The sequence below is a fragment of the Glutamicibacter sp. Je.9.36 genome (assembly GCF_051129975.1).
Taxonomy (GTDB): domain Bacteria; phylum Actinomycetota; class Actinomycetes; order Actinomycetales; family Micrococcaceae; genus Glutamicibacter.
On the sequence record NZ_JBCPSN010000003.1, the window covers coordinates 431,462 to 457,728 of the forward strand.

A 26,267-nucleotide genomic window follows, 5' to 3' on the forward strand; every position below is an offset into this window, starting at 1 on the left:
CAGCTCACAAAGCGCCTACTGCTGTTCGTCGGTCTTCGGGTCGTGCGGCTCTTCGGATTCCTGAAGCTTGCGTTCTTCCCCCTTGGCCACCATTTCCTGCTGCTTTGCCTCGGCTTCCGAGGTGTAGCGCACGCGGCGCACTCGACGGACCATGTCGCGAATCAGGAAGATCACGGCAACCACCAAGGCTGCGGTGAAAATGAATCCAAGGAATCCTGGACCGTATTCGCTGCTGGTCTCCGTACCGACACCGAGGGTCGAGGAAGTCAGAGCCAGGGATTCGAAGATCGTATTCACGATGTAAAGACAACTCTTTTCTAGTACTGGAAAGCGCTTAGTACTATCTTAGTCCGGCAAACAGGTCGGTCTCGGGCAACTCGGTAGCTACCTTGGAGGAAATCAGCGTGTAGTCCTCCCACGGCCAGTGCTCCGCGTAGACGTGTTCCGGCACGGCGAAGAAGAAACCTTCCGGATCGATCTGGGTTCTGTGGGCCAGCAACGCCTGATCGCGCTGCGAGAAGAAATCTGCGCAGTTGATCTGGGTTGTCGTGGTGTGTGGGGAAACCCACTTGAACATCTGGTTTTCCTCGTCCGCTTCCCACAGCGCAACGCGCTCGGTGTAAGGGGATTCGTAACCTGCTTCCAGCATCGCGTAGTGCAAGGTGCGGAAACGATCCGGTGCGAAAGCACGGTCGTAGTACAACTTGCTCACCGACCACGGCGCACCCAGTTCCGGGTACATCTGCGGATTAGCCGCGTGCTCAAAGGCAAAGGTTGAAACCTTATGGCAGTGGATGTGGTCCGGGTGGGGGTAGCCGCCATTTTCGTCATAGGTCGTGATGACGTGGGGACGGAATTCACGGATCAGCTTGATGATGCCGGCAGCAGCAATTTCAACTGGCTGCAAGGCGAAGGCGCCAAAGGGCAGCTCCGGCAGCGGATCCCCTTCCGGCAAGCCGGAGTCGACATAGCCCAGCCAGCGGTGCTTGACGCCCAGCACTGCAGCGGCCTCGGCCATCTCGGTGCGCCGGACGCCCGCGAGGTCGCGGTGCGCATGGGCGAGTTCGCCAGCGGCGGCGTTGAGAATATCCCCGCGCTCACCGCCGGTGCAGGAAACGACCATCACTTCGGCACCAGCATCAACATAGGCAGCCATCGTGGCAGCACCCTTTGAAGATTCGTCGTCCGGGTGCGCGTGAATAGCCATGAGCCGCAGACCCTGCGAAGGAGCAATTTTCTTCACGTCGTGAATCTCCACTTATCTTCTTTCCTTATGCCACGTTTTTGGACGGCCCGAAGCTTCGAATCTGTCCGTCATCCATAACAACTCACAGCCGACCACCGGTTATTCCCCCATGCTGAAAGACGGTAAACTTGAGTAAGGAACCAACGTACGGCATTCCCAGTTCAAATGCCGCCAGGCAAGAGAGTGGTGCAAGGCAAATAATGTCTGATCCAAGCTTAACGGCTCGCTACAACAACCCCAAGAAACGCAGTCTTCCCAGGAAAACGCGTAACTGGCTAATTGCTGCCGCGCTCTCCGTCGGAGTTGCGGGGGCCGCCTATGTCGGCTTCAACAACTACAGCGCCATCAGCGCGCAGGACATCGAGTTCGAGGTCATTTCCGCAACCAAGGCCAAGGCCATTGTCGCAGTCGAATACAACACCAAGCACCGGGTGCAGTGCGATATTCGTGCGATGAACGAATCCAAGGCCATCGTCGGATACGACTCCATTTTGCTTGATCCTGGAGAAGCTACCGGGCACATCACCCAGCGCCTGGAGATTGACCTGCACACCGACAACCTGGCGACCACCGCTGGCGTCGAGTCCTGCTACGAGGTTCCGCAGGAATACAAGGGTTAATATTTCAGCTTCTTCATCCCCTAATAGCTGAATCTATTGGGCTTAAATCGTTTTGGCGACTACTATCGTTGAAAAGATACGTTTCGCCCCGCATCGGCGCATGGTTCTAGCTAAGTACTAGGACATGAGCCTGGCGGGGTCTTTGCTTGCATCGCCCATAACGTGCGAGCCCTCAGATCCGTACCGAATCCGACTTCGTCGACGCCACCGTTTCGGTGGCTTTCGGCTTTAGGACCACTTATCGGTCCCAAGGCCAAGCGAAGTCCTAACTGACCAAAGGAAGTACAACGTGAGCACCAACAGCAACGAACCTGTCGTTTGGCTGACTCAGGAAGCCTACGATCGGCTCCAGGACGAACTGACTTTCCTCTCAGGCCCGGGACGTGCCGAGATCGTTGCCCGTATCGAGCAGGCACGTTCGGAAGGTGACCTGAAGGAGAACGGCGGTTACCACGCCGCCCGTGAAGAGCAGGGCAAGGCCGAAGCGCGCATCCTCTACCTGAAGGATCTGCTGCGCCGCGCCGATGTAGGCGATGCTCCTGCCGATGACGGTGTTGTTGAGCCAGGCATGCTGGTTGTCGCCAATATCGCTGGCGATGAGACCACTTTCCTGTTCGGCTCCCGCGAAGTTGCCGGCGACACCGACCTCGAGGTCTACTCCGAGCAGTCCCCTATTGGCGTTGCCGTGCACGGCGCAAAGGTCGGCGACAAGCTGTCGTACTTGGCTCCTAACGGCCGCGACATCAAGGTTGAGATCATCTCTGCAAAGCCTTACCAGTCCTAGCAACTAGGCTGCAATGCAAAGTCCGAAGGCCGCCAACCCATCTGGGTTGGCGGCCTTCGGACTTTGCTGCTTATGCGCTAGGCGACTGAACCGCCGGCAGTATTGGTGATCTGCGGGTCGAAGCCTTCGGCGCGCAGGTTATTGAGCACCGTCTTGGAATGCTCATGGCCCTTGGTTTCCAGGTCGATGGTGATCGCGACATCGCCCATGGACAGCGAACCACCGATACGGGTATGGTCCAGACGGGTGACATTCGCATCCGATTCGGCAATGATGTTGGAGATCTGCGCGAGCGAGCCGGGGCGGTCTGGAAGCATCATGCGTATGGTCAAGAAGCGGCCGGCCGCTGACAGGCCACGCTGGATCACCTTGAGCATCAGCAGCGGATCGATGTTGCCGCCAGAAAGGATTACCGCGGTGGTTGCCGGATTGATCCCGTGCGCTTCCAGCTTGTTCTCCAGCAGTGCCGCGACGCCCACCGCACCGGCTGGTTCCACCACGAGCTTGTTGCGCTCCAGGAGCACCACCAGAGCTCGTGCGAGCGTATCTTCCGATACCGTCACCACGTCATCAACCAATTCCTTGATGATCGCGAAAGGCAGCTGCCCTGGCTTGCCTACCGCGATGCCGTCGGCAATGGTGTGCACGTTATCCAGCGGGACCAACGCGTCAGCGGCCAGGGATGGCGGGTAGGCCGCGGCGTTCTCCGCCTGGACACCCACCACCTTGATCTCGCGGCCCAGTTCGTGGGCCTTGGCCTTGAGCGCGATGGCGACGCCGGCCAGCAGTCCACCGCCGCCGACACCCATCAGCACGGTGTCGACCTCAGGAAGCTGTTCGAGCAGTTCCAGGCCGATGGTGCCTTGGCCGGCAATGATGTCCGGGTGGTCGAAAGGATGCACGAAGACTGCCCCGGATTCGTCGGCAAAACGCTGCGCCTCGGCCAGCGCTTCATCCACGGTGTCGCCAAAAAGCACGACTTCTGCACCATGATCACGCGTCGCGGTCAGCTTGGGCAAGGCGACGCCCCGTGGCATGTAGATGCGCGCCTTGATTCCGAGGTGGCTGGCGGCCTGGGCCACGCCCTGCGCGTGGTTGCCTGCCGACGCGGCGACCACGCCTCGGGCCTTCTCGTCGTCGCTGAGCTTGGACATGCGTACATAGGCACCGCGGACCTTGAAGGATCCGGCGCGCTGCATATTCTCGCATTTGAGGAAAACTTCGGCGCCAACATGCTGGGACAAAACACGGGAATGCTCCACCGGGGTGCGGGCAATAACCGGTTTGAGTACTTCAGCTGCGGCTTCGATATCAGCCAGCGTAACCGGCAAAGTAGGTTCGGTGCTCATGGATTATTCCTCATCTGCTGTGGACTCAGGGTGCCGGGTTTCCGGCGAAGCTGTTGGTGCGGCGGCAGGGCCTGCAGCTGCAGCCGGCGGGTCGGCCTTCGCCGGGTCGCTCGCCTTGGGGCTCTGCGCCACGACTTGGCTTCCGTAGTGCTCAATCACGAATTGGTCGGTTTCCCAGGTTCGGCCCGACAGGTATTTCACGACCGCGTTGACCACTGCCAGCAGTGGAACGGCGAATAGCGCGCCCGGAATGCCTGCAAGCATGGTGCCGCCGGCTACTGACAGGACCACTGCCAGCGGATGCAGGCTCACTGCCTTGCCCATAATCAGTGGCTGCAGGATGTTGGACTCCGCCTGCTGGACCAGCAGCACTACGGCCAGCATGATCAGTGCGTTGACCCAGCCATTGGCTACCAACGCGAGCAAAACTGCCAGGGCACCGGTAAACAGTGCACCGACGATCGGGATGAAGGAGCCGATGAAGACCAGGACGCCCAATGGCATGGCGAGTGGTACGCCCAGGAAGAATGCACCGAATCCGATGCCGATGGCGTCGATCAGCGCAACGATCATCTGGACTCGCACATAGGTGACCAGCGAGGCCCAGCCCCGGGTCAAGGCTCCGTCCATCGCCGGGCGGGCGCGGCGCGGCAAGAGGTTCACCAGGAACAAACCGATCTTGCGCCCGTCAAGCAGCAGGAAAATCAAGGCGAAGACGGCCAGCAATGTGCCTGTCAGGATCTGCCCGATCGCGGAGGTCCAGCTGATTGCTTCACTCAGGATGTTGGTGGCATTGCCGCGAAGCTGGACGAGGGTATCGTCCAGCACCTTCTGCAGGTCGTCGTTGGTCAGCTTGAGCGGGCCATTGAACAGCCAGTTCTGGACCTGCTCGATGCCCGAAAGCGCTTGGGTCCACAGGGCGGTAAATCCGGCCGAAAGCTTTTGCCCTGCAATCGATAGTCCTGCGGTGACCAGTGCGAGGAAGCCGATGAGAGTAATGCCGACGGCCAACCCGCGAGGTACCGCAAGCTTGGAGTTCATCGTATTCACAACCGGTGAGAGCAACCCTGCCAGCAGCGCTGCGATGAAAACCGGGATGACCAGCAAGGAGACTTTTGACAGCGCCCACACCAGCACGCCCACGGCTGCGATGATGATCAGGAAACGCCAAGCCCACGCCGCTGCCATGCGCATGGCATACGGCATGTCCTCGGCACTTTTGAAATCCGTCAAATCTGGCCTTGGCGTGGCGGGAGTTTCCGCCGGCTGGCTCGGAAGTGAAACACGAAAACGTCGTAGACGTTCCAACCGGCTGCTCTTCATGGAACAACGCTATCGTGTTTGCCAGACAGCTTCTTGATCCATGTCTCAATTGTGACAAAAACCTAGGACCAGTGCCCGATATGGGCACTGGTCCTAGAAATCTAATTCAATATGTTTATTTGCCCGTGCCGCGGGTAACCAGATTGCACAGGCTGCCTCTTATTGCTCATGCCAACTTGATAGCCACGGCTCATCAGGCGCTTCGCGCGTGCTATCTCCGGCGGCGCATGACCGCTTCAAGGACCCTCTCCTCAGCGTCTTCACCAGGCTTGATGCCTGCGGGTACCTTGAAGAAGAAAATTGCGCCCAATGCCCACCAAATGGCGAAGATGGCCCACGGTTCCCAGCTCAGAGATGCCGGCATGCCAGGCATGTAGAGGCTGAAGAGCGCGGCGGTGAGAAGGACTGAAGTCCAGCCGATGACAGTTCCAGCAATTCCGTTGCCGCCAACGCGCAGCGGCCGATCCATCATGGGTTCGCGCTTGCGCAGCACGAGGAAGGTGACCGAGACCAGGAAGTAGGCCACGATGATGCTTGGCGCCCCCGAATCCACAAGCCATCCCAGCATTTCAGCTCCGAAGAATGGGGCCAGCATGGAGATTCCGCCGATGAAGACCAGGGCGTTGGCTGGAGTCCGGTATTTGGGATGCAATGTGCCAAACCAGGAAGGAAGCATGCCGCTTCGAGCCAGCGAGTAGACCAATCGCGAAGCTCCCAGCAATAGAGAGTTCCATGAGGTCAAAATGCCGGCGATGCCACCAGCAATCAGCACCTTGGCCATCAGCTCCGAACCGAACATGGCCCCGAAGGCATCCGCCGTTGCAATGTCAGCTCCAGCTAGTTGCGATGCAGGCATGGCCGACGATGTGGTCAGGACAACCATGACGTACCAAATGGTGGCCAAGACTACGGAGACGACTACGAGCTTGCCAATTTGCTTGGCCGGAATATTCACTTCTTCCGCGGACTGCGGAATCACGTCGAAACCGATGAACAGGAATGGCACCGCCACCAGCACGGCGAAGAAGCCGCTGGTTCCTGGGGTGAAGAACGGTTCCATGTTCTTGGCTTCGCCGCCGGCAAAGGCTCCCACGATCATCAAGACGCCGATAACCATCAGGAAGAGCACCACGAACGTCTGCAATACGCCAGCTTGCTTCACGCCGCGGATGTTGATCCAGGTGATCACCACCGCTGAAAGCACGCCTACCAACGCCCAGGTCAGGTTTACTTCAAAACCGGCAACAGTCCACAGGGGAATCTGGCTCATGCCCGGGAAGATGTATTCCACGGTCCGCGGCAAAGCGACCGCTTCGAAAGCCACGATAGTCACATAGCCGCCGGTAATTGCCCAGGATCCAATAAACGAAGGCCGGGCTCCCAAGGCGCGCAGGATGAAGTTGTGCTCGCCACCGGCTTTTGGCATGGCCGCGGTCAGTTCGGCATAGGTCAGGCCAACGACGGCCATGATGCCACCGCCAACGAGCATGGCCAGGACCGCCCCCATGGTGCCCGCGTTATCCAGCCACCCACCGGTGAGCACTACCCAGCCGAAGCCGATCATGGCACCGAACCCTAGGGCCAGGGCATCCAAGTTGCCCAGGGATTTCACCAAGCCCGGCGGCTTTCCTGATGTTTGATCGACTCTCATTGCGTTCTTCCTGCCAAACTTGTTGTGAGTTGAGTAACTGAATTGCTACAGGAGAATCTAACCAAAGTTCCGCATGACTGCCCAATAAGCTGTCATTTTCCATGCCATAGGCGGTTGCGGCCGATCATAAAAATTCATATTTGAACAGGTGACTAACGCAAAAGGACCAGTGCCCGAAATGGGCACTGGTCCTTGCAGACTATGCTGCAGCGGCTAGTCGTCGCCACGCAGGATCGCGAGAATACGCAGGATCTCGGTGTACAGCCAGATCAGGGTCATGGTCAGGCCGAAGGCACCGCGCCATGCCATGATGGCTGGAGCGCCCTGGTTGGACAGTTCCTCGATCATGGTGAAGTCGGCAACCAGTGCGTAGGTTGCCAGCAATACGGCAACTACACCGATAACCAGGCCGAGGACGCCGTGGCGCATGCCAAACATGCCATCGATGACGCCGGTGAGCATCAGAACCATGTTGAGCAGCGAGAAGACGATCAGGCCGACCATGCCGATCATGAACATCTTGTTCAGCTTGGGAGTCATGCGGTACTTGCCCGAGCGGTACAGCGCCAGGGTTACGCCGGCAACACACAGGGTAGCCAGCACAGCCTGGATAGCGATTCCCTCCATACCTTGCCGGCTTTCAAGGAAGCCGGAGAGACCACCAAGGAACAGGCCCTGGGCCGCGGCATACAGCAGGATGAGCACAGGCGATGGGCGCTTCTTGAAAGCGTTAACCAGACCGAGGACAAAGCCAACCAAGGCACCTGGCAACATGAGGGCCGGCATGCCCCAGCCAATCGCGGCGCCAACAACAACCAAGGCCAAGCAGAGCACGGTCTTGTTGATCGTGGTTCCGATGGTCATGCGGCCGGTGTCGGCGCTGGTTGCAGCAGGCTGCTGGTACATCTGCTGCAGCTGGTCTGCGCTCATATTTGCGGTGTCACGGAATCCAACAGCACTTCCAGGCTTGGTTCCCCAAGCATCAGAGCGGCTGCTGGAACCAAAAATTGGATTGCCCAATGTCATTCCCCCATAGATTGCGATTGCGCCGGCACGTGGCTAGCTGAAGATCTTTTGCTTAATCCTATTGAGCATTGCTGTGAAATCACTCAGTCGGAAGGATGATATAGGGCATTTTCCGAAGAAAAACTACTCTCTCAGCGATATTCTTGAAAGTTCTACCATCAAGGTTGCCTTGGCAGGCGAATTTGGTGGAATGCACGATGCCTGAGGTTGAACGATGGATGCGCTCCCACTTGAGGCAAAAGAAAAGACCGCTGCTGACCGGAAAATCCGGAACAGCAACGGCCTTATTCTGTACCCCCAGTGGGACTCGAACCCACAAGCCTTTCGGCAGCTGATTTTAAGTCAGCCGTGTATGCCAATTCCACCATAGGGGCAAGACTCTCAAATTTTACGTGATCGGCAAAGCAAATAGAAAATCCTTCTTTGCTGACGTACGCGAGGGGCCAATTGCTTGGCCCCTCGCATCATCGTCGATCAACTACGGCTCAAGCCTACTTCTTCGGCTTGGCCGACTCTTCGAAAGCAGTGCGTGGTGCTTCGAGGTTGTTCAGCTGCAGGGCATCGCGCTTGAAGAACAGCGCAACCAGCCAGTCGCCAACGACGCGGAACTTGCGCTCGAAGGTCGGCATGGCCATGCCGTGGTAGCCGCGGTGTGCCATCCATGCTGGCCAGCCCTTGAGCTTGATGCCAACAACCTTGGCAACGCCCTTGTTGCGGCCGAAGCCGGCAACTGCACCCAGGTTGGAGTGCTTGTATTCCTTGATGGTGCCAACACCGTAGCGCGCAGCGTACAGGTTCTTGGCCAACAACTTGGCCTGGCGCACTGCGTGCTGTGCGTTGGGAACGCAGGTGCCGTCTGGCAGGCCGCCGGTGACGTCCTTGACTGCCGAGATGTCGCCGGCTGCCCAGGCGCCTTCCAGAGGTTCGCCGTTGGCATCCTTGATTCGAAGGTCCGTGCGGGTCTCGATGCGGCCGCGCTGTTCGATTGGGAAATCGGTGGAGCGAACCATCGGGTTGGCCATAACGCCAGCAGTCCAGATCAAGGTGTCGGAACCGAACTCGCCCGCTGGGGACTTGTCGGCCATGTTGATCAGTTCCAGGTTGCCTTCTTCGGCATTGTTCAGCGAAGTGTTCAGCAAGACCTCGATGCCACGGCTACGCAGGTGATCGACAACCCACTCCGCCTGCTCGGCGGTGACTTCTGGCATGATGCGGCCCATGGCCTCGATCAGGACGAAGCGTGCTTCCTTCGCATCGATGCGGTCGTTGAGACCGATCAAGTGGCGGGCCATGTCTTCCAGCTCGGCGATGGTCTCGATGCCGGCGAAGCCGCCGCCGACGACCACGAAGGTCAGGGCGCGCTTGCGTGCAACTGGATCAGTCATGTTCGAAGCGGACTCGATGCGCTCGGCAACCTTGTTGCGCAGGGCGACGGCCTCTTCGATGGTCTTCAGGCCAATGCCGGTTTCAGCCAGGCCAGCGATGGGGAAGGTACGGGTGACCGCACCAGCGGACATCACGACATCGGTGTATTCCAGCTCGAACTGCTCGCCGTTGACCGGAGCAATGACAGCCTTCTTGTTGGCATGGTCGATGCTCAGCACGCGGCCGTTGACCAGCTCGGAGTGCTTCAGGTGCTGACGGTGCGAGACCACAACGTGGCGTGGTTCAATCTGGCCACCGGCAACTTCTGGCAGGAATGGCTGGTAAGTCATGTACGGGTTCGGGTCGACAACGGTGACGATGCCGCCGTGTGCCTTGACCTTCTTCTGCAACTTCATCGCGACGTACAGGCCTACGTAGCCACCGCCGACGATAAGAATGCGCGGACGCTTCTGGGAGGTTTCGATGATCGACATACTGTTGATTCTACGCGGATTTTTCGAGTTAGTGAAAACATTCACTAACTATTTCCGTTCGGTGTGTCACGTCGTCGCCAGGCATGGGGGTTTCCGGCTGCCGAGGTTCGCACCAAGCTGTCGAATTAAGCATCGGAAGGCGCAAAAAAGCGGGGCGGATCTTCAGTTTCCACCCCGCTTTGTCCGCTATTTACTTCTCTTCTTCGGGAATCTCGTCAAACAGATCCCGGCCGCCGGCTTGATCCGGGACTTTCAATGAACTCAAGGAAGCCGAGCCAAGCCGCGCCGCAGCCTTCTCGCGTCGACGACGCACCAGGGTCTGGGCGATGCCTGCAATGATCACCAGCAGCAGGAGCACTCCCCCGCCGACGATCAGCAACGGCTGAAGCGCCGGTGCCGAGTCATCGGGAAGAACCGGATCGGGCGCCGCGACCTGCTTGAGGTCCGATTTCTCCATCGAGACGCCCGGAGCTGGGGTATCAGCAGTCTTCTGGGTGTCGCGGCGGTGCACGCGAATCCACTCGCTGATCGTGCCCAGCGGGTTCTCGGATACCGAGGGGACGCTCGCCGTCACTGCCGCCTGCGCATCGATGATTCCGTAGCCGTAGAGGTTGTCCACGCCGGCTGCGCCGGTGTCCTTGGCGGTCTTCAGGATGCGGTTGATGACTTCCGGAGCTTTCATGTTCGGGTATTCCGAACGAATCAATGCGGCCACGCCCGCCACCAATGGAGCCGCCCCGGAGGTACCGGACCAGCGCGCGTAGCCGTCATCTGGCAAGCCGCCGACCAACTGCTCGGCAGGGGCTGCAACGCCGATGGAAATGCCTTCGGTCGAGGAATCCTGCGAAGCCTTGCCGCTGGCATCAACGCCGGCCACGGTCAGCACTCCCGGAATGGTAGCCGGGGCGCCCACCTGGCTCATGCCGCCCGAACGGTTGCCTGCAGCGGCAACAATAACCACGTCATGGTCTTCTGCGTACTTGAAGGCGTCATCCCAGCTTTCCGGCCATGCCGGACTGGTTGAACCGAGAGACATGTTGATGACCTTGGCCCCGGAATCCACGGCCCATTTCACGGCACGGGGGATCTGGGTTTCCACTGGAATCTTGGCCGGGTTTCCTTCGCCCATCCACAGCGACACGGACAGCAGGTCGGCTGCCGGAGCGACGCCGAGCACGCCGTCCTTGCCGCTCTTGAGCTTTGGCACCTTTTCGTACTCAGGTTCCTGGGGAATGTCCTCGTCTTCGTCTTCGGCGGACTTCTTGGCCTTTTCCCACGCGGCCTTCAAGCGCTCGTTCTCGGATTTAACCCGCTTGATTTCGCCCTTATTGTTGCCGCGCCCGCCAAGCAAAGTAGCCACCAAGGTGCCGTGCTCGCTCATGACGCCTATGGGCTTGTTGCCCTTGTCGCCGCCTGAGCCGGACATATCGGCACCGCCAACCACTGCACCCTTCAGGTCTGGATGCCCGGTATCAATGCCGGTGTCGATGATCGCGACTTTGACGCCTTCGCCCTTTGTCGTCTTGTGCGCTTCGGCCACGCCCAATGACTTGAGCCAGTATTCGGACTCACGCATGTTGTCGGCGCGGGCAGGTGCGCCCACGCTGAGCAGGGTGAGGGCCAACAGCGCTGCGACAAGCAGAGAGCCGAGCTTGAGGAAGCCCATTCTTTTCCTGGCACGCAAAGCTGAGCTCAAGACATCTCCTTGGGTCGGTGACTGGGTGACAGGTTCAGGCGGCGGCAGCTGAAGCCGCGATTCCGTCGAGAATATCGTGTTCGGAAGCAATCAGAACCATTTCGCGGTTCCCGCTGGCCTTTTCAAGGTAATGAAGGATGCGTTGCACAATGGCTGCGCCAGCTTGGATCACATCAACTCGTCCCGGATGCATGAAGCCCAGTGCCGCGCGCTCTTCCCGGCTGTAGGAAAGCATGCTGGCGGTGGCTTGGCGCATCTGGGCGAAGCTCAGCTGCGCCCCATGGATCTTTTCCGACTCGTACTGCTTCAATCCCAGGGCCTGGGCGGTGAGCGTCGTGAAAGTGCCAGCAACCATGATCACCGCGTCGACCTGCGCAACGTCAACCGATCCGGCCAGGGATTCCAAGGTGCTGTCCATGAATTCCAAGGCCTGGTCCGAGCGCAATCCTGCTTGGTGGAACCGTTCGGTAACGCGCACACAACCCATGTCCAGGCTCTTGGCAGCCAATGGGCCGGTGGCATCACCGAGAACGAACTCAGTGGATCCACCACCGAGGTCGATCACCAGGCTCTTGCCGCTTTGCCCGTCCCGGACCGAAGCCGCACCGGCAAAGGACAGGGAGGCTTCTTCTTCACCGCTGATCACTTCCGGGGCGACGCCCAGGATCTTGGTGATCCGCTCGGTGAAGACCTCGCGATTCGATGCATCGCGGGCCGCCGAGGTCGCTGCGAAACGGATGGCTTCCACCCGATACTCATCGCACAGCTTCTTGTACTCGCGAGCAGCTTCAAAGGTGCGCTCCAAGGCTTCGGGGGCGAAAGCGCCGGTAGCGTCAACGCCCTGGCCCAAGCGCACGATGCGCATGGTGCGCAGCACGTCGACCAGCTGGCCATCGGCACCGATGTCCGCGATCAGCAGACGGATGGAGTTGGTTCCGCAGTCAATACCGGCCACGCGCATTAGGCATCATCCTGGTCAGCGCCCTGTGCGGATTCACGCACGGCACGCTTCCGGGCGCGTTCTGCGCGCTTGGCCGCTGGGTCCTGCTGTTCCTGGGTCTTCACGTGGCGCGAGCGGTCACGGCTTGGCGCCTCGGATTCGGTATCCCAAGCTCCCACGCAGTAGCACTTGTCCTTGGTCCACCACTGGGCGATGCCAGCCAACGCTTCATCACCCAGCGGGTTCACGCCCTCGCCGGCAGCCAGCGAGTGCCCTACCAGCACGTGCAAGCACTTGACGCGGGTCGGCATGCCGCCAGCGGAGACCCCAGCGATTTCCGGAACGGCCCCGGTCCCCGAGCGCTGGCCAATCGCATCGCGGTTGGCCAGGTACGACTCGTGGGCAGCTACATAAGCCTGCGCCAGCTGCGCGTCCTCGCCCAGGCGGTCATTCATCTCGTTCATCAACCCGGCAGCTTCCAACCGCGACACTGCCGCAGTGATCACCGGGTGCGCCAGGTAGTAGGTGGTGGGGAAGGGAATACCCGAGGAAAGGCGCGGTGCCGTGGTGGCTACCAGAGGGTTTCCGCAAACGCAGCGCGCACCGATCTCCACCACATCGCGCACCGGGCGGTTCAGCTGGCGGGACAGGGTGTCGAGGTCAGCTTCGCTGGGTACTCGTCCGGCGGCGTCAAGGGCTTCGCGGATTGGCTGTTCAGTCACGGTTATAAGTCTCTTCGTGTTTAAAGTGGTTAGTCAGTGGCAGAACGTCGAACGGAGTCGAGCAGAGCATCAACCCATGGAAGTTCCTGGCGCACCTCGAAGGTGCTTCCGTTGCCTTCGGCGGGCGTCTCTTCATCCTTAGGGCGTTCGCCCACCACCATGTAGAGCTTTTCACCGGGCATTACCAAGTTTATCCGCTCGCGTGCTTGCTGCTTGATGTACAGCGGGTCATCCCAGCGCGCGATCTCTGCCTTGAGGTCATCGCGCTGCGTCTCCAGCGCTTCGATCGAGGCATTCAGCTCGTTCAGTTCCGCCATCTGCGTGCGGTAGAAATTCACCGTGGGCACGAGCATCACTGCGAAGAAGGCCAGGACCACGATCAAGGCGGCGATACGGCCGGAAAACCGGTGCGCCGCAACGGGTTCGCCCTCGGGGACGTGGTTCTGTCCAGACGGCTTCTGCCCCGGCTTGCGGCGTACGGCAGCAGAGAACTTCACCCGGTCATCGCGTCGGCGTTCGTTCTGCTTTTCCTTGGCACGTTCGCGCAGCGGCACCTTCGGCTTCGGCGCGTAATTTCCTGCAAATTTTTTCGGCTCACGTGACGCATCTGACGCTGGGCGTGCCGTCGATTTCGGCTTCGCGGCAACACTTCTGGGCTTCTGCGCCGCGGGAGCGGCCTTCGGTGGGCGCGGTGTTGCAGGAGTTTGCCTGGCCTGCGCTTGTGGCCTGACGATGCGCAGAGCGTCGGTAGGCGGTTCAGCTTCGGAACCTGCGCCGTCATGTTTCGTCTGGTCAACCGGGGTTATTACGGCTTCTTCGGCCGGATCCGGAGTATTACGGCGAGGCATTCGCGGTGGTCGCTGAGCCATACTCCCCCAATTCCCGTGGTGCTTTTCGTGCGGTGTTGCCGTGGACTTGGCAAGATAATTCCATTAAATAACGAAAAGCCCGCCGGTATCCACTACCGACGAGCTTATTCGCTATTACTGAAAATTAGCTGTTGAAACGCGGGAACGCGCTACGGCCAGCGTAGACCGCCGAGGCGCCCAGGTCTTCTTCGATGCGCAGCAGCTGGTTGTACTTGGCTACGCGCTCGGAGCGAGCTGGTGCACCGGTCTTGATCTGCCCGGCGTTGGTTGCCACGCAGATGTCAGCGATGGTGACATCTTCGGTTTCACCCGAACGGTGCGAGGTGATGGTGGTGTACCCGGCACGCTGCGCCATGGTCACTGCATCGATGGTTTCGGTCAGGGTGCCGATCTGGTTGACCTTCACCAGCAGCGAGTTGGCGGTGCCCTTGGCGATGCCGTCGGCCAGGCGCTGCGGGTTGGTGACGAACAGGTCGTCGCCTACCAGCTGCACCTTATCGCCAATGGCGTCGGTCAGGGTCTTCCAGCCATCCCAGTCGTCTTCATCCAGTGGATCCTCGATCGAAACCAATGGGAAGTCGGCAACCAGGCCAGCGTAGTAGTCGCTCATTTCCTGGGCAGAGAGCGCCTTGCCCTCGAACTGGTAAGCGCCGTTCTCGTAGAACTCGGAGGAAGCGACATCCAGTGCCAGGGCGATGTCTTCGCCCGGGGTGTAGCCAGCACGCTTGATCGCTTCGGTGATCAGTTCCAGAGCCGCGCGGTTGCTTGGCAGGTTCGGAGCGAAGCCGCCCTCGTCGCCCAGGCCGGTGGAGAGGTTCTTCTCCTTCAGCACGGACTTGAGGTTGTGGTAGACCTCGACGCCCCATCGCAGGCCCTCGGAGAAGGTCGGCGCGCCGAGCGGGGCGATCATGAATTCCTGGATGTCCACGTCGGAGTCGGCGTGGGAGCCGCCGTTGAGGATGTTCATCAGTGGCACTGGCAGTACGTGCGCGTTAGGGCCGCCCAGGTACTTGAACAGTGGCAGGTTGGCGCTCACTGCAGCGGCGTTGGCCACTGCCAGGGAGACGCCGAGGATGGCGTTTGCACCCAGCTTGGACTTGTTGGCAGTGCCGTCCAGTTCAATCATGGTGGCATCGATGGCGCGCTGGTCGGTGGCGTCAAGGCCCTCCAGCTCGTCGGCGATTTCGTCGATGACGGACTCTACAGCACCCAGTACGCCCTTGCCGAGGTACCGGTCTTTGTCGCCGTCGCGACGCTCAGCTGCTTCGAAAGCGCCGGTGGATGCACCGGAAGGAACAGCAGCACGGCCATGCGAGCCGTCGGATAGCAGGACCTCGACCTCGACGGTCGGATTGCCGCGGGAATCAAGGATTTCGCGCGCGTGAATGGCGTCAATCAATGCCATGAGTATGGACTCCTTGTAGAAAAGGGGTGGTCTTGGGGCAGGTCAACCAGCGGTCGCTGATAAGACCGTCGGCGCCATTGCCTGTCTCTAGCCTAGCGCTTCGAAGGTGATTTGGGCGATGTTGTTGCGCCAGTTTCCGCGCCGTATTGCTGGCCCAGGGCCGCGCGCAGCACCGATTCGGCATCCAGGCCCAGCTCCTCGGCCCTCGCTGACAGGGCCATTAATTCCTTGGCCAGGGAGAACTCGTCGATGATCCGCTCACGAACCTGCTCGGTGACTAGCTCTGCCGCGGGCTGTGCCGATCCTGCTCTGGCATGGCGATCAAGCAATTTCTGCGCGAGCGCCAGGGACGGCAGCCCAGCGGGCAGTCCGGCGTTCTTCCGCTTCTTCGGCTGGCCGGCGCGTTCGGCCTGCTTCGCCGCATCCCACACGCGGATAATCTCGTCCATATCCGTGATGACGTCCTGGCGGACCTGGCCCTGCTCGTCGAAAATATGCCGGTTGCGGCGCAATAGCTTCGCATTCAGCGTTTCGGCGACATCGTCCAGGCCGAAATGGTCTTGCTCCTCGGCGATCAGCGAATGCAGCAGGATCTGGAAGTACAAGTCCCCCAGCTCCTCCTTCAACAGATCCGGGTTCCGTTCAGCGATGGCGTCCAGCACTTCATAGCTTTCCTCAATGAGGTAGGTGCGCAGCGACTCGTGAGTCAGCGCGCCAGTCCAGGCGCATCTGCTGCGAAGGGTCCGTACGGTGGCGTTGAGCTGGTCTAGCTGCGTTCTGTTCTCCGGCATAGGAACATGCTATCGAAGCGGGCTTTCAGCCTGCGGCCAAGGAGCTGCCCATTGCTGCCCATTCGGGCTAGCATGGCCGTAGTTCATCCCGACGACGCGAAGGATTGCCAATGACCGTCCAAGACACCGCCCAGCTGGAATTCCTGGATCAGCTTCCAGCCAAACTCTTCATCGGCGGCCAGTGGGTTGAGGGGCGCTCCGAGCGCATCCTGCGCACTGCCAACCCTTTCGATGACTCGCTCCTGGCCGAGATCCGCCAGGCCTCGACCCAAGACGTCGACGACGCCTATGGCGCTGCCGCCGCTGCGCAGCCAGGCTGGGCGGCGCTCTCCCCCGGCAAGCGCTCGAAGGTCTTGAACCAGGCCGCCGACTACCTGCAGTCGAACTTCGCGGGCATCCTGGCGCTGTTGACCGCCGAGTCCGGTTCCACGCAGTTGAAGGCGAACATCGAACTGGGCGGCACCATCGCTGCCATCCGCGAAGCAGCCACCTTCCCCACCCGCGTGCATGGCAAGATCCTGCCCTCCAATGCCGAGGGCAAGGAGAACCGGGTCTACCGCGAACCGGTCGGCGTGGTGGGCGTCATCAGCCCGTGGAACTTCCCGCTGCTGCTGTCGGCCCGGTCCGTAGCGCCCGCCCTGGCCCTGGGCAACGCGGTGGTGCTCAAACCCGCCTCGGACACCCCGCTGGTGGGAGCCCTGGTCCTGGCCAAGGCTTTCGCCGAGGCAGGCCTGCCAGATGGCGTGCTGAACGCAGTGGTTGGTTCCGGTTCCGAAATCGGCGACTACTTCGTGGCGCATAGGACCCCGTCGCTGGTTTCGTTCACCGGTTCGACTCCGGTGGGCAAGAACGTCGGGAAAATCGCGGTCAGCGGCGAGCACATGAAACGCGTGGCGCTGGAGCTTGGCGGCAACGCGCCATTCGTCGTGCTCGAAGACGCTGATCTTGACGAAGCAGCCAAGGCCGCGACCCTGGGCAAGTTCTTGCACCAGGGGCAGATCTGCATGGCCATCAACCGCATCATCGTCCAGGCCCCGGTCTACGAGGCCTTCATCGAGAAGTTCATCGAGCAGGTCGGCAAGCTCGGCTATGGCGATGCCGCCGATCCAGCCAACCTCGTAGGACCGATCATCAATGATGCCCAGTTGGAGTCGGTGAGCGGCAAGATCAAGACCGCGCGTGGCCAGGGCGCCCGCGAAGTCCTGGCAGGTTCGATCACAGGCCGTGTGGTCTCTCCCCACGTCTTCGCAGATGTCACCAGCGGCATGGAACTGTTCCGCGAGGAGATCTTCGGCCCGGTCGTGGGCATCGCCAAGGCCGAGTCCGAAGAGCATGCGCTGGAACTGGCCAACGACACCGAATTCGGCTTGTCCTCGGCCGTTTTCACGCAGAACCTGGAGAAGGGCGTCGCCTTTGCCCGCGGCATCAAGGCCGGAATGACTCACGTCAATGACATCACCGTCAATGATGAACCGCATGTGATGTTCGGCGGCGAGAAGAATTCGGGTCTGGGCCGTTTCAACGGCGAGTGGGCTATCGAGGAATTCACCACCGATCACTGGGTCGGCGTGCAGTCCACCAAGAAGCAGTACCCGTTCTAGGAACCACCTGCCCTTGGAACCAGCGAAGCCGCCCCTTGCTTGGGCAAGGAGCGGCTTCGGTGGTTGCCTGGCGGCTGGGTCCTGGAACTAGTCGGCGACGTTTTCGTATTCGTCTTCGTCGTAGTCCTCGTCATCCAGCAGGTTGTCGTAGTAGTCGTTGATGTACTCAACGAGCAGCTCGCGCATTTCCAGCGGGACGAAAGCAGCTTCGGCGGCGTTCAGCGTCAGATCCAGCAGATCTTCCAAGTCGTAGTCGAAGGCTTCTACCAGCAATTCGAACTCATCGGACAAGGTGGTGCCGGACATCAGGCGGTTATCCGGCGAGATGGTGACATTGAAACCGGTCTGGACCAGCAGGTCGATCGGGTGGTTCCCGATGCCTTCGCCGAATTTGGAGGTAGCACCGGTCTGCAGGTTCGAGGACGGGCAGACTTCCAGCGGGATGCCGCGTTCGCGGACCCAGTTCGCTACCGGGCCCAGCGATACCAGGCCGGTATCGTCGCTGAGTTCTTCGCCGTTCTCGTCGATAGCGCCGAACTCGATCTCGATGTCCTCGGCTACGCGGACTCCGTGGCCCAGGCGCTGGGCGCGGCCGATCAGGATGGCTTCCTTGATGGAGTCCAGGCCGGCCGCTTCGCCAGCGTGCACGGTGGTTGGGAAGAGGTTCTCGGCCAGCAGGTCGAAAGCTTCCTTCATCGCTGAGGGCGGGAAGCCATCTTCAGCACCGGCAATGTCGAAACCGACGACGCCACGACCACGGTGGCGCAGGGCCAGCTTGGCGATTTCCACACCTTGGTCGCTGTGGCGCATGGCGGTAACGATCTGGCCGATCTGCATCGGGTGGCCCTCGGCGTTGAGCTGCTCGCAGGCCTGGTCCAGGCCTTCCTGGATGGCGTCGACGACATCGTCCAGGCTCAGGCCTTCGCGGCGGTGCTGCTCTGGTGCATAGCGGACTTCGCCGTAGATGACACCGTCTTCAGCGAGGTCCTCTACGAATTCGCGAGCTACGCGGATCAGCGCATCTCGGGTCTGCATGACCGCGACGGTGTGCTCGAAGGTTTCCAGGTAGCGTGGCAGCGAGCCGGAGTCGGCTGATTCACGGAACCATTCGCCCAAAGCTTCTGCTTCGGTCTCTGGCAGCTCGTGTCCAATCTCGGCGGCCAGCTCGATGATCGTCTGAGGGCGCAAACCACCGTCGAGGTGGTCATGGAGCGAAACTTTAGGCAGATCCCGGAAATCGAATTCGGGATCGTAGTCAGTATGAATCATTTCTTCAGTCACACCACTGAGCCTAGTCGCATTTTCGCGGAACTGACAGCTCCAACGGGTAAAGATCTGCGAGCCACTATGTGACCCTGATCAATACGGGAGGTTAACCCTCGTCAGGGGTTGGCGGGACGGTCTGCCTGGCTGGTTGCACCGGGTGCCCTTCGCGCTTCGCCGCGCGCCGATGCAGGCGATCCAGCACCCAGCTGACGATCCGGTCGATGACGAGTCCGAGCACTACGGCGATGACAATGGAAACTGCAATGCCCAGCAGCTTGTTGTCGTGCATCCAGTTGCCGGCCAGCGCACCGATGCTGACGGAGTAGGCAGCCCAGGTCAGTACGCCGATGGTGTCGAAGAGGGTGAAGCGCTTGTGGCTGAATCCGGTGGCGCCCGCGGTCAGGTTCACGGCCACTCGGCCAATCGGGATGTATCGGGCCGTGAAAATCAGCAGAGCGCCCGAGGTTTCAAGTTTCTTCTCGGCATAGTTCAGCACCCGCTGCGCGCGTTGCCCGCGCATCCATTTGAATCCCCTGGATCCGATCTTGCGTCCGATGGCGTACGTGATCTGGTCGCCGAGCAAGGCGCCGCCGGCACCGAGCAAGCCGATCAGGACAAGGTTGGGAACACCGGTGTGGACGCCGACCGCGGCCAGCGAAACCAAAAATGATTCACTCGGGACGAGGGGGAAAATCGCATCGATCATGCAGAACAGAAACAATAACGGCAGGATCCACCATGCGCTGGCGGCCTGCGTGATTGCCTCATTGACTAATTCCATGCGTGCCTACATCTACTTTCCCAAGGCGCTCCATGCGCTGAATGTCTCTCCATTTTCGCTCGAGAACTCACCTGCGCGCATCCTGCTTACGTTGCGTTGTGGACAATTCCCATCTGCTACCCAGGTAGGAGTTAACTGACTAACGTTTGACTACGCCGTTATTGTTCCCGGGAACTTTCTGGGAACTTCCACTGCGGCAGCTGGCCTGGGAACCACAAGGATTCCAGGTAATAGCTACCGCGACTTCGAAGACGAACAGACCTGCACGGCCCTCCGGAAAGAAAAGCCCAGCTGCTGCAGGCAGCGAGGCCGGGGAAGAACACGCGCAGGGCGAGCAGGCTCCCGATCTTTCTGGGGCGGGGCGCCGATTCCCAGCAGATCGGTCGCAGGCAAGCAAAAGAGCCGGGAAACACGGCAACGTGTTTCCCGGCTCCTTGAGCGCCAATCCGGATTCGGCTACTTGGCAGCGATGCGGTCCAGGATCAGGCGGGTGTCCGGACGGTCATCGGCCGAACCGATCATGATGGCGCGCTGGACCAGCTCGATGGCACGCTCCATCTTGGCCGGGGTGTCGGTCAGCAAGGTGGCAATCGGCTCGCCACGGCGAACCAAGGCACCTGGCTTCACGTGCATGCGCACGCCGGCACCAGCCTGGACGCTGTCTTCCTTGCGGGCACGCCCTGCGCCCAGGGTCCAGGCGGCCAGGCCGATGTCCATGGCGTCGAGCTTGATCAGCACGCCCTCGGCGGGCGCCACCACGGTGTGCGATTCCTTGGCTACCGGCAGCTTGGCATCCGGGTCGCCGCCCTGGGCCGCGATCATCTTGCGCCAGATGTCCATGGCCTTGCCGTTCTTCAGCGCACCGGCGACATCCACATCCTTGATCCCTGCCCCGGCAAGCATCTCGGTGGCCAGGGCCACGGTCAGCTCCACGACGTCCTCTGGTCCGCCGCCGGCCAGGACCTCAACGGATTCCTCGACCTCGATGGCGTTGCCGGCGGTCAGGCCCAGCGGGGTTTCCATGTTGGTCAGCAGCGCCACGGTGTTCACCGACGCATCGGTGCCCAGATTCACCATCGTCTCGGCCAGTTCGCGGGCCATGGCCTCGTCCTTCATGAACGCGCCGGAGCCGACCTTCACATCCAGCACCAGGGTTCCGGTGCCTTCGGCGATCTTCTTGCTCATGATCGAGGACGCGATCAGCGGGATGGCTTCCACCGTGGCGGTGACATCGCGCAGGGCGTAGAGCTTCTTGTCCGCCGGAGCCAGTCCGGTGCCGGCGGCGCAGATGACCGCGCCGACGTTGGACAGCTGGGAGAACAGCGCCTCGTTGGACAGGTCCGCCTTCCAGCCGGGAATGGCTTCGAGCTTGTCCAAGGTGCCGCCGGTGTGGCCCAGCCCGCGGCCCGAGAGCTGCGGGACAGCCACGCCGAAGCTGGCGACCAGCGGAGCCAGCGGCAAGGTGATCTTGTCCCCCACGCCGCCGGTGGAGTGCTTGTCGGTGGTGGCCAGCTTCTTGCCCGACGGGTCGGTGAGGGCAGAGAAGTCCATGCGTTCCCCGGAGTTGATCATCGCGGTAGTCCAGCGCGAGATCTCGTTGCGGTTCATGCCCTGGAAGTAGATGGCCATATTCAGCGCGGACATCTGCTCTTCGGCGATGGCCCCGCGGGTGTAGGCGTCGATGGTCCAGTCGATCATCTCGTCGCTCAGTTCGCCGCCATCGCGCTTGGCGCGGATGACTTCGACGGCACTGAATTGCTCGGTAGCCATATCAGGCACCTTCCATTCTGCTGTTGGCCGGTGTGCTCCGGCGCTAGAAGTTGAGATTCTGCGGCCCGAACGCGTCAGGCAGGAGGTCGTCGATTCCCACGATGCCGCGGGCTGTCTTGATCAGCAGCTGCGCCCCGCGGTGCTCGAAAAGCAGCTGGCGGCACCGGCCGCACGGGGTAATCAGTTCGAGCTCGCCCTCGCGCAGCTGGCCGAAGCACAGGAAGTATTCCATGGTGCCCCCGCCGGTGGCGAAGAGCTGGCCCACCATGGCGCATTCAGCGCACAGGGTGACCCCGTAGGCGGCGTTCTCGATGTTGCACCCGGAAATCAGGCGGCCGTCGCTGGTCAGTGCCGCGGCACCCACCCGGAACTCGGAGTAGGGCGCGTAGGCCTGGGACAGCGCGGCCGCAGCCGCAGCTTCGAGCTGCGGCCACGGCGCGTTGTTGCTATTCATGGGAAATCGCTATTCCTTCACGTAGGGTTCGCCCGCAGCTGCCGGTCCGCGCGAACGCCCCACCAATCCGGCCACCGCGAAGATGGTCACCAGGTAAGGCATCATGGCCATGAACTGGCTTGGTACCGGGGTGCCGATGATCGTCAGGATCACCTGCAGGTTATCGGCGAAGCCGAAGAGCAGGGCGGCCAGGAAGGCGCCGATCGGGTTCCACCGGCCGAAGATGACTGCGGCCAGCGCGATGAAGCCGCGGCCGCCGGAGATTTCCTTGGTGAAGGAGTCGATGGCCACCAGGGTGAAGAAGGAACCGCCGATGCCGGCCACGATGCCGCCGAGGGTGACATTCCAGAAGCGGATCGCGTTGACCTTGATGCCCAGGGTATCGGCTGCCTTCGGATGCTCGCCCACGGCACGCACGCGCAGGCCCCACTTGGTCTTGAACAGGCCGAACCAGACCAGGAAGACGGCCAGGTACATCAGGTAGCCGATTACCGACTGCTTGAACAAGATCGGGCCGATGACCGGGATCGAGGAGAGCAGCGGGATTTCAACGACCGGCAGGTGCGCGGGCGAGTTGAAGCGCTCCGGGTCCTCCTGCATCACGGTGGTGAACAGGAAGCCGGTGATGCCCGAAACCAGCACGTTCAGGACCACGCCGACGATGATCTGGTTGACCACGTACTTGATGGAGAAGACCGCCAGGACCAGCGAGACCATGGCCCCGGCCAGGCCGGCGGCGACCAGGCCCGCGAAGGCGCTCTGGGTCAGCGAGGCGACCAGTGCCGCGGTGAAAGCACCGCCCAGCAGCTGGCCCTCGATGGCGATGTTGACCACGCCGGCACGCTCGCACAGCACGCCCGAGAGCGAACCGAAGACCAGCGGCACGGCCAGCACCACGCCACCGGCCAGCAGGCTGGCCAGCGAAATGCTGTTGATGTTGGCGCCGGAAACCACCCAGATCAGGAAGCCCAGCACGAACAGGACCGCCGCGATGGCGACCATCCAGGTGGCCAGGATCCTGCCCTGCTTGCGCTGCATCCACGCGTAGGCGGCAATGGCCAGCAGCAGCACGCCGAACACGATGTTGGTGATGCGGCCCGGGAAGACCAGTTCGGGCAGCTCGAAGGCGTCGCCGGCGCTGTTCAGCGTGAAGTGGGCGGCTTGGTCGTTGCCCAGCAGGCCGAAGCTGAAGAAGACGATCACTGCGATCACCGAGAGGATGATCGGGGTCTTCTTGCTCGGCAGGACGTTGATTGCCGGCTGCAAGGTGGAAGAGGTCACTTGGCACCTGCCTTAGTAGGTTCGAGCTTGGAGCTGCGCTTCTTCTTGCGGTTCATGCCGAAGATGGCCTTGACCAGCGGCGGGGCGGCAATGAACAGCACGATCAGCGACTGCACCACCGAAACGATGTCGATCGGGGTGCCGGTGGTGATCTGCATGTTCACCGCACCGGCCTGGAACGCTCCGAAGAGCAGGCCGGCGAAGAAGGTGCCCCACGGGGTGGAGCGGCCCAGCAACGCCACGGTGATCGCGTCGAAGCCCAGCGAGCCGGCGATGCCGCCGGTGAGCACCTTTTCGGTGCCTGCCACCTGTGCCACGCCTGCGGCACCGGCCAACGCGCCAGCCAGCGCCATCGCGATGATGGTGGTGCGGGCCACGTTGATGCCGGCGGTCTGCGCGGCCTCCGGGTTGTGGCCCACGGCGCGGAATTCGAAGCCCACGGTGGAGCGCTTGAACATCCAGGACACGGCCAGCACCAGCAGCACCGCCATCACGAAGCCCAGGTGCAAACGCGATCCGGGGATCGCCGGGAAGATGGCCGAGCTGTCCAGGATCGGCGAGATCGGGTTGGTCTCGCCGGGACGGCGGAACCCTTGGGTGTTCATCAGGAAGTCGATCAGGTACACGGCCACGTAGTTGAACATGATCGTGAGGATCACTTCGTGGGCGCCGGTCTTGGCCTTGAGCAGGCCGACCAGGCCGCCCCAGATCGCGCCGCCGAGCAGGCCGAAGACGATCACCAGCAGCAGGTGCAGGCCGATGGGCAGGTGCCAGGCGAAGCCGATGTAGGCGGCCAGCACCGAGCCGATGATGATCTGGCCCTGGGCACCGATGTTGAACAGGCCGGCGCGGAATGCCACGGCCACGCCCAAGCCGGCGCAGATCAGCGGGGTGGAGACGGTCAGGGTCTCCAGGAACGGCTTGAACCCCTGCGAGGAGTTGTAGATCGAGCCGTTGAACAGCGCCACATAGCTTTCGGTGGCCGCACGCCAGAATTCGCCGAAGAAGGCCGAAGGCTGGGCGAAGAGGTAGCCGGCCGTTTCGCCCACCTTCTCATCGGTGACCGCAATCAGCAGGCCGCCAATGACCAGTGCGACGATGACGCCGAGGACCGAGACCAGGCCTGGTCCCTGGGTGATTTGGCGCAAGAGGTCATTGCCCGGCTTGCCGGAGCCGGGAACCACAGGTGCTTTCTCGCTCACTGCGCTTCTCCTTCCTGGTTGTCATGCTCGCTAGCTGGCTGGGCTTCAACCGGCTCGTTCTCCGCCTTCGCGAATTCGGCCTGGGCCAGGGCTTCTTCCTGCGAAACGCCGGCCATCATCAGGCCCAGCACCTCGCGGGAGGTGTCGCCCGGCACGATGCCGTTGATCCTGCCCTTGTAGAGCACGGCGATGCGGTCGGCCAATTCCATGACCTCGTCCAGCTCGGTGGAAACGATCATCACCGGGGTGCCCTTGTCGCGCTCGGCCACGATGCGGCGGTGCAGGAACTCGATGGAGCCCACATCCACGCCGCGGGTCGGCTGCGAAGCGATGAACAGCTTCAAATCGCGGCTCAGCTCGCGGGCCATCACGACCTTCTGCTGGTTGCCGCCCGAGAGGCTGGAGGCAGGGTTCAGCGGGTTGTCGGTACGCACGTCGAAGCCCTGGATCTGCTGCGCGGCGTTCTTCTTGATCGCCTCCAGGTTCATCGAGATGCCCTTGCCGAAGGGCGGGCGGTCGTAGAGGTCCAGCACCAGGTTCTCCTCGATGGAGAACTGGGTGACCAGGCCGTGCACCGAACGGTCTTCGGGAACGAAGCCGAGGCCCGAGCGCAGGATCTGCTTGACCGACTTGCCAACCAGCTCCTGGCCGGCGAGCTTGACCGAGCCGCCCGTCACCGGCTGGGTGCCCAGGATCGCTTCGGTCAGTTCGGTCTGGCCGTTGCCCTGCACGCCGGCGATCGCCAGGATCTCGCCTGCATGGATATCCAAGGTGACCGAGTCCAGCGTGGTGGTGCCCGCCGGGTCGACAACCGTCAGGTCCCTGACCTGCAATACCGCCTGCCCGGGAGTGGCTGCGGCCTTGTTCAGGTTCAGCTCCACGGCGCGGCCGACCATGAGGTTGGCCAGCTCCGTGGTGGAGGATTCCGGGGAGACCGAATCGATGACCTGGCCGCGGCGGATCACGGTGATCACATCGGAGACGGCGCGCACTTCGCGCAGCTTGTGCGAGATGAAGACGATGGAGGTGCCGTTGGCCTTGAGCTGGCGCATGATGTCCAGCAGCTCGTCGGTTTCCTGCGGGGTCAGCACCGCGGTCGGCTCATCGAGGATCAGGATCTTGGCCTCGCGCACCAGGGCCTTGATGATCTCGACACGCTGCTGCACGCCAACGGGCAGGTCTTCGACGACCGCGTCCGGGTCCACGTCGAAGCCGTAGCGGTCGGAGATCTCGCGGATCTTCTTGCGGGTGACCTGCAGGTCAAGCACGCCGCCAGCCTTGGTGGTTTCTGCGCCGAGGGCAATATTCTCTGCCACGGTGAAGACCGGGACCAGCATGAAGTGCTGGTGCACCATGCCGATGCCCGAGGCCATGGCGTCGCCCGGTCCGGAGAACTCGACGGGCTTCCCGTCCAGCAAAATTTGGCCCTCGGTCGGCTGGTACAGCCCGTAGAGCACGTTCATAAGCGTGGACTTTCCAGCACCGTTTTCGCCGAGCAGACAGTGAATCTGGGCGTCATCGACCGTCAGGTCGATATCTTTGTTGGCGTAGAAAGAACCGAAGGCTTTCGAGATTCCTCGTAGTTCGAGTTTCACGATTCCACCATCTTCATTGTTCGTTTGGCGAGGTTC

23 protein-coding genes and 1 tRNA gene are annotated in these 26,267 nt (G+C 61.4%); 3 read left to right on the forward strand and 21 right to left on the reverse strand.

What is annotated here, in order from left to right; all coding sequences use genetic code 11:
• Positions 1-15: 15 nt before the first annotated feature.
• Together AAZQ98_RS10340 and mca are read right to left on the reverse strand one after the other, a co-directional pair.
• Positions 16-297: a hypothetical protein gene (locus tag AAZQ98_RS10340; protein WP_105657449.1), complete on the reverse strand. Its 282-nt coding sequence runs from the start codon at positions 295-297 to the stop codon at positions 16-18.
• A 43-nt stretch (positions 298-340) separates the two neighbouring features.
• Positions 341-1,207 carry a mycothiol conjugate amidase Mca gene (gene mca / locus AAZQ98_RS10345; RefSeq protein ID WP_105657493.1) on the reverse strand — a complete coding sequence of 289 codons (867 nt, stop codon included), beginning with the start codon at positions 1,205-1,207 and terminating at the stop codon, positions 341-343.
• Positions 1,208-1,446: 239 nt separating this feature from the next.
• On the opposite strand from mca, the gene AAZQ98_RS10350 reads away from it, so the two are divergent.
• Together AAZQ98_RS10350 and greA are read left to right on the forward strand one after the other, a co-directional pair.
• Positions 1,447-1,866, forward strand: a complete 420-nt coding sequence (locus AAZQ98_RS10350; protein WP_133833085.1) for a DUF4307 domain-containing protein — start codon at positions 1,447-1,449, stop codon at positions 1,864-1,866.
• Between the two features lie 289 nt (positions 1,867-2,155).
• Positions 2,156-2,650, forward strand: coding sequence for a transcription elongation factor GreA (gene greA / locus AAZQ98_RS10355; protein WP_105657447.1), 495 nt, complete (start codon positions 2,156-2,158; stop codon positions 2,648-2,650).
• 77 nt (positions 2,651-2,727) lie between these two features.
• Here greA and ilvA read toward each other — a convergent pair whose 3' ends face one another.
• The 12 genes from ilvA to AAZQ98_RS10415 form a co-directional block, all read right to left on the reverse strand.
• Positions 2,728-3,999: a threonine ammonia-lyase gene (ilvA, locus tag AAZQ98_RS10360; RefSeq protein ID WP_434691947.1), complete on the reverse strand. Its 1,272-nt coding sequence runs from the start codon at positions 3,997-3,999 to the stop codon at positions 2,728-2,730.
• Positions 4,000-4,002: 3 nt separating this feature from the next.
• The gene (locus tag AAZQ98_RS10365) at positions 4,003-5,232 is read right to left on the reverse strand and encodes an AI-2E family transporter (protein WP_434691949.1); all 1,230 of its coding nucleotides are present in this window, start codon (positions 5,230-5,232) and stop codon (positions 4,003-4,005) included.
• Between the two features lie 301 nt (positions 5,233-5,533).
• Complete coding sequence (locus AAZQ98_RS10370; RefSeq protein WP_434691951.1) at positions 5,534-6,973, reverse strand: APC family permease; 1,440 nt, start codon at positions 6,971-6,973, stop codon at positions 5,534-5,536.
• Between the two features lie 213 nt (positions 6,974-7,186).
• Positions 7,187-7,993, reverse strand: a complete 807-nt coding sequence (locus tag AAZQ98_RS10375) for a Bax inhibitor-1/YccA family protein (protein ID WP_434691952.1) — start codon at positions 7,991-7,993, stop codon at positions 7,187-7,189.
• A gap of 298 nt (positions 7,994-8,291) precedes the next feature.
• A tRNA-Leu gene (locus AAZQ98_RS10380) sits at positions 8,292-8,373 on the reverse strand.
• A gap of 117 nt (positions 8,374-8,490) precedes the next feature.
• Entirely contained in the window at positions 8,491-9,858 is a 1,368-nt protein-coding gene (locus AAZQ98_RS10385) for an NAD(P)/FAD-dependent oxidoreductase (protein WP_434691953.1), read from the reverse strand.
• A 190-nt stretch (positions 9,859-10,048) separates the two neighbouring features.
• On the reverse strand, positions 10,049-11,524 hold the full coding sequence (locus AAZQ98_RS10390) for a S8 family serine peptidase (RefSeq protein ID WP_434692160.1): 1,476 nt from the start codon (positions 11,522-11,524) through the stop codon (positions 10,049-10,051).
• 64 nt (positions 11,525-11,588) lie between these two features.
• A complete protein-coding gene (locus tag AAZQ98_RS10395; RefSeq protein ID WP_434691954.1) occupies positions 11,589-12,515 on the reverse strand; it encodes a Ppx/GppA phosphatase family protein in 927 nt (308 codons plus the stop codon).
• Positions 12,515-13,216 (reverse strand): DUF501 domain-containing protein, encoded by a 702-nt coding sequence (locus AAZQ98_RS10400; RefSeq protein ID WP_105657439.1) that lies wholly within the window; start codon positions 13,214-13,216, stop codon positions 12,515-12,517. The genes AAZQ98_RS10395 and AAZQ98_RS10400 overlap by 1 nt, the downstream gene beginning before the upstream one ends.
• A gap of 29 nt (positions 13,217-13,245) precedes the next feature.
• Positions 13,246-14,085, reverse strand: coding sequence for a septum formation initiator family protein (locus tag AAZQ98_RS10405; RefSeq protein ID WP_434691957.1), 840 nt, complete (start codon positions 14,083-14,085; stop codon positions 13,246-13,248).
• 124 nt (positions 14,086-14,209) lie between these two features.
• A complete protein-coding gene (gene eno, locus AAZQ98_RS10410) occupies positions 14,210-15,490 on the reverse strand; it encodes a phosphopyruvate hydratase (RefSeq protein ID WP_105661703.1) in 1,281 nt (426 codons plus the stop codon).
• A 92-nt stretch (positions 15,491-15,582) separates the two neighbouring features.
• The gene (locus tag AAZQ98_RS10415) at positions 15,583-16,281 is read right to left on the reverse strand and encodes a MazG nucleotide pyrophosphohydrolase domain-containing protein (RefSeq protein ID WP_434691959.1); all 699 of its coding nucleotides are present in this window, start codon (positions 16,279-16,281) and stop codon (positions 15,583-15,585) included.
• Between the two features lie 110 nt (positions 16,282-16,391).
• On the opposite strand from AAZQ98_RS10415, the gene AAZQ98_RS10420 reads away from it, so the two are divergent.
• The gene (locus AAZQ98_RS10420; protein ID WP_434691962.1) at positions 16,392-17,882 is read left to right on the forward strand and encodes an aldehyde dehydrogenase family protein; all 1,491 of its coding nucleotides are present in this window, start codon (positions 16,392-16,394) and stop codon (positions 17,880-17,882) included.
• 87 nt (positions 17,883-17,969) lie between these two features.
• Here the strand turns inward: AAZQ98_RS10420 and AAZQ98_RS10425 are convergent, their stop codons facing one another.
• The 7 genes from AAZQ98_RS10425 to AAZQ98_RS10455 form a co-directional block, all read right to left on the reverse strand.
• Positions 17,970-19,151: an adenosine deaminase gene (locus tag AAZQ98_RS10425; protein ID WP_434692162.1), complete on the reverse strand. Its 1,182-nt coding sequence runs from the start codon at positions 19,149-19,151 to the stop codon at positions 17,970-17,972.
• A 103-nt stretch (positions 19,152-19,254) separates the two neighbouring features.
• Positions 19,255-19,929, reverse strand: a complete 675-nt coding sequence (locus AAZQ98_RS10430) for a DedA family protein (protein ID WP_332489198.1) — start codon at positions 19,927-19,929, stop codon at positions 19,255-19,257.
• A 456-nt stretch (positions 19,930-20,385) separates the two neighbouring features.
• Entirely contained in the window at positions 20,386-21,699 is a 1,314-nt protein-coding gene (locus AAZQ98_RS10435; protein ID WP_434691965.1) for a thymidine phosphorylase, read from the reverse strand.
• 43 nt (positions 21,700-21,742) lie between these two features.
• Positions 21,743-22,153: a cytidine deaminase gene (locus AAZQ98_RS10440; RefSeq protein WP_105657432.1), complete on the reverse strand. Its 411-nt coding sequence runs from the start codon at positions 22,151-22,153 to the stop codon at positions 21,743-21,745.
• A gap of 9 nt (positions 22,154-22,162) precedes the next feature.
• Positions 22,163-23,434 (reverse strand): ABC transporter permease, encoded by a 1,272-nt coding sequence (locus AAZQ98_RS10445; protein WP_434691967.1) that lies wholly within the window; start codon positions 23,432-23,434, stop codon positions 22,163-22,165.
• Complete coding sequence (locus AAZQ98_RS10450) at positions 23,431-24,636, reverse strand: ABC transporter permease (protein WP_105661697.1); 1,206 nt, start codon at positions 24,634-24,636, stop codon at positions 23,431-23,433. Before AAZQ98_RS10450 ends, AAZQ98_RS10445 begins: the two co-directional genes overlap by 4 nt.
• On the reverse strand, positions 24,633-26,231 hold the full coding sequence (locus tag AAZQ98_RS10455; protein ID WP_434691970.1) for an ABC transporter ATP-binding protein: 1,599 nt from the start codon (positions 26,229-26,231) through the stop codon (positions 24,633-24,635). The genes AAZQ98_RS10450 and AAZQ98_RS10455 overlap by 4 nt, the downstream gene beginning before the upstream one ends.
• Positions 26,232-26,267 lie beyond the last annotated feature (36 nt).

Excerpts from the sequence above, each read along its gene's own strand:
- mca (WP_105657493.1), bottom strand. The coding sequence starts at position 1,207 with ATGGCTATTCACGCGCACCCGGACGACGAATCTTCAAAGGGTGCTGCC.
- AAZQ98_RS10350 (WP_133833085.1), top strand. The coding sequence starts at position 1,447 with ATGTCTGATCCAAGCTTAACGGCTCGCTACAACAACCCCAAGAAACGC.
- ilvA (WP_434691947.1), bottom strand. The coding sequence starts at position 3,999 with ATGAGCACCGAACCTACTTTGCCGGTTACGCTGGCTGATATCGAAGCC.
- AAZQ98_RS10370 (WP_434691951.1), bottom strand. The coding sequence starts at position 6,973 with ATGAGAGTCGATCAAACATCAGGAAAGCCGCCGGGCTTGGTGAAATCC.
- AAZQ98_RS10385 (WP_434691953.1), bottom strand. The coding sequence starts at position 9,858 with ATGTCGATCATCGAAACCTCCCAGAAGCGTCCGCGCATTCTTATCGTC.
- AAZQ98_RS10390 (WP_434692160.1), bottom strand. The coding sequence starts at position 11,524 with ATGGGCTTCCTCAAGCTCGGCTCTCTGCTTGTCGCAGCGCTGTTGGCC.
- AAZQ98_RS10395 (WP_434691954.1), bottom strand. The coding sequence starts at position 12,515 with ATGCGCGTGGCCGGTATTGACTGCGGAACCAACTCCATCCGTCTGCTG.
- AAZQ98_RS10405 (WP_434691957.1), bottom strand. The coding sequence starts at position 14,085 with ATGGCTCAGCGACCACCGCGAATGCCTCGCCGTAATACTCCGGATCCG.
- eno (WP_105661703.1), bottom strand. The coding sequence starts at position 15,490 with ATGGCATTGATTGACGCCATTCACGCGCGCGAAATCCTTGATTCCCGC.
- AAZQ98_RS10415 (WP_434691959.1), bottom strand. The coding sequence starts at position 16,281 with ATGCCGGAGAACAGAACGCAGCTAGACCAGCTCAACGCCACCGTACGG.
- AAZQ98_RS10420 (WP_434691962.1), top strand. The coding sequence starts at position 16,392 with ATGACCGTCCAAGACACCGCCCAGCTGGAATTCCTGGATCAGCTTCCA.
- AAZQ98_RS10425 (WP_434692162.1), bottom strand. The coding sequence starts at position 19,151 with ATGATTCATACTGACTACGATCCCGAATTCGATTTCCGGGATCTGCCT.
- AAZQ98_RS10430 (WP_332489198.1), bottom strand. The coding sequence starts at position 19,929 with ATGGAATTAGTCAATGAGGCAATCACGCAGGCCGCCAGCGCATGGTGG.
- AAZQ98_RS10435 (WP_434691965.1), bottom strand. The coding sequence starts at position 21,699 with ATGGCTACCGAGCAATTCAGTGCCGTCGAAGTCATCCGCGCCAAGCGC.
- AAZQ98_RS10440 (WP_105657432.1), bottom strand. The coding sequence starts at position 22,153 with ATGAATAGCAACAACGCGCCGTGGCCGCAGCTCGAAGCTGCGGCTGCG.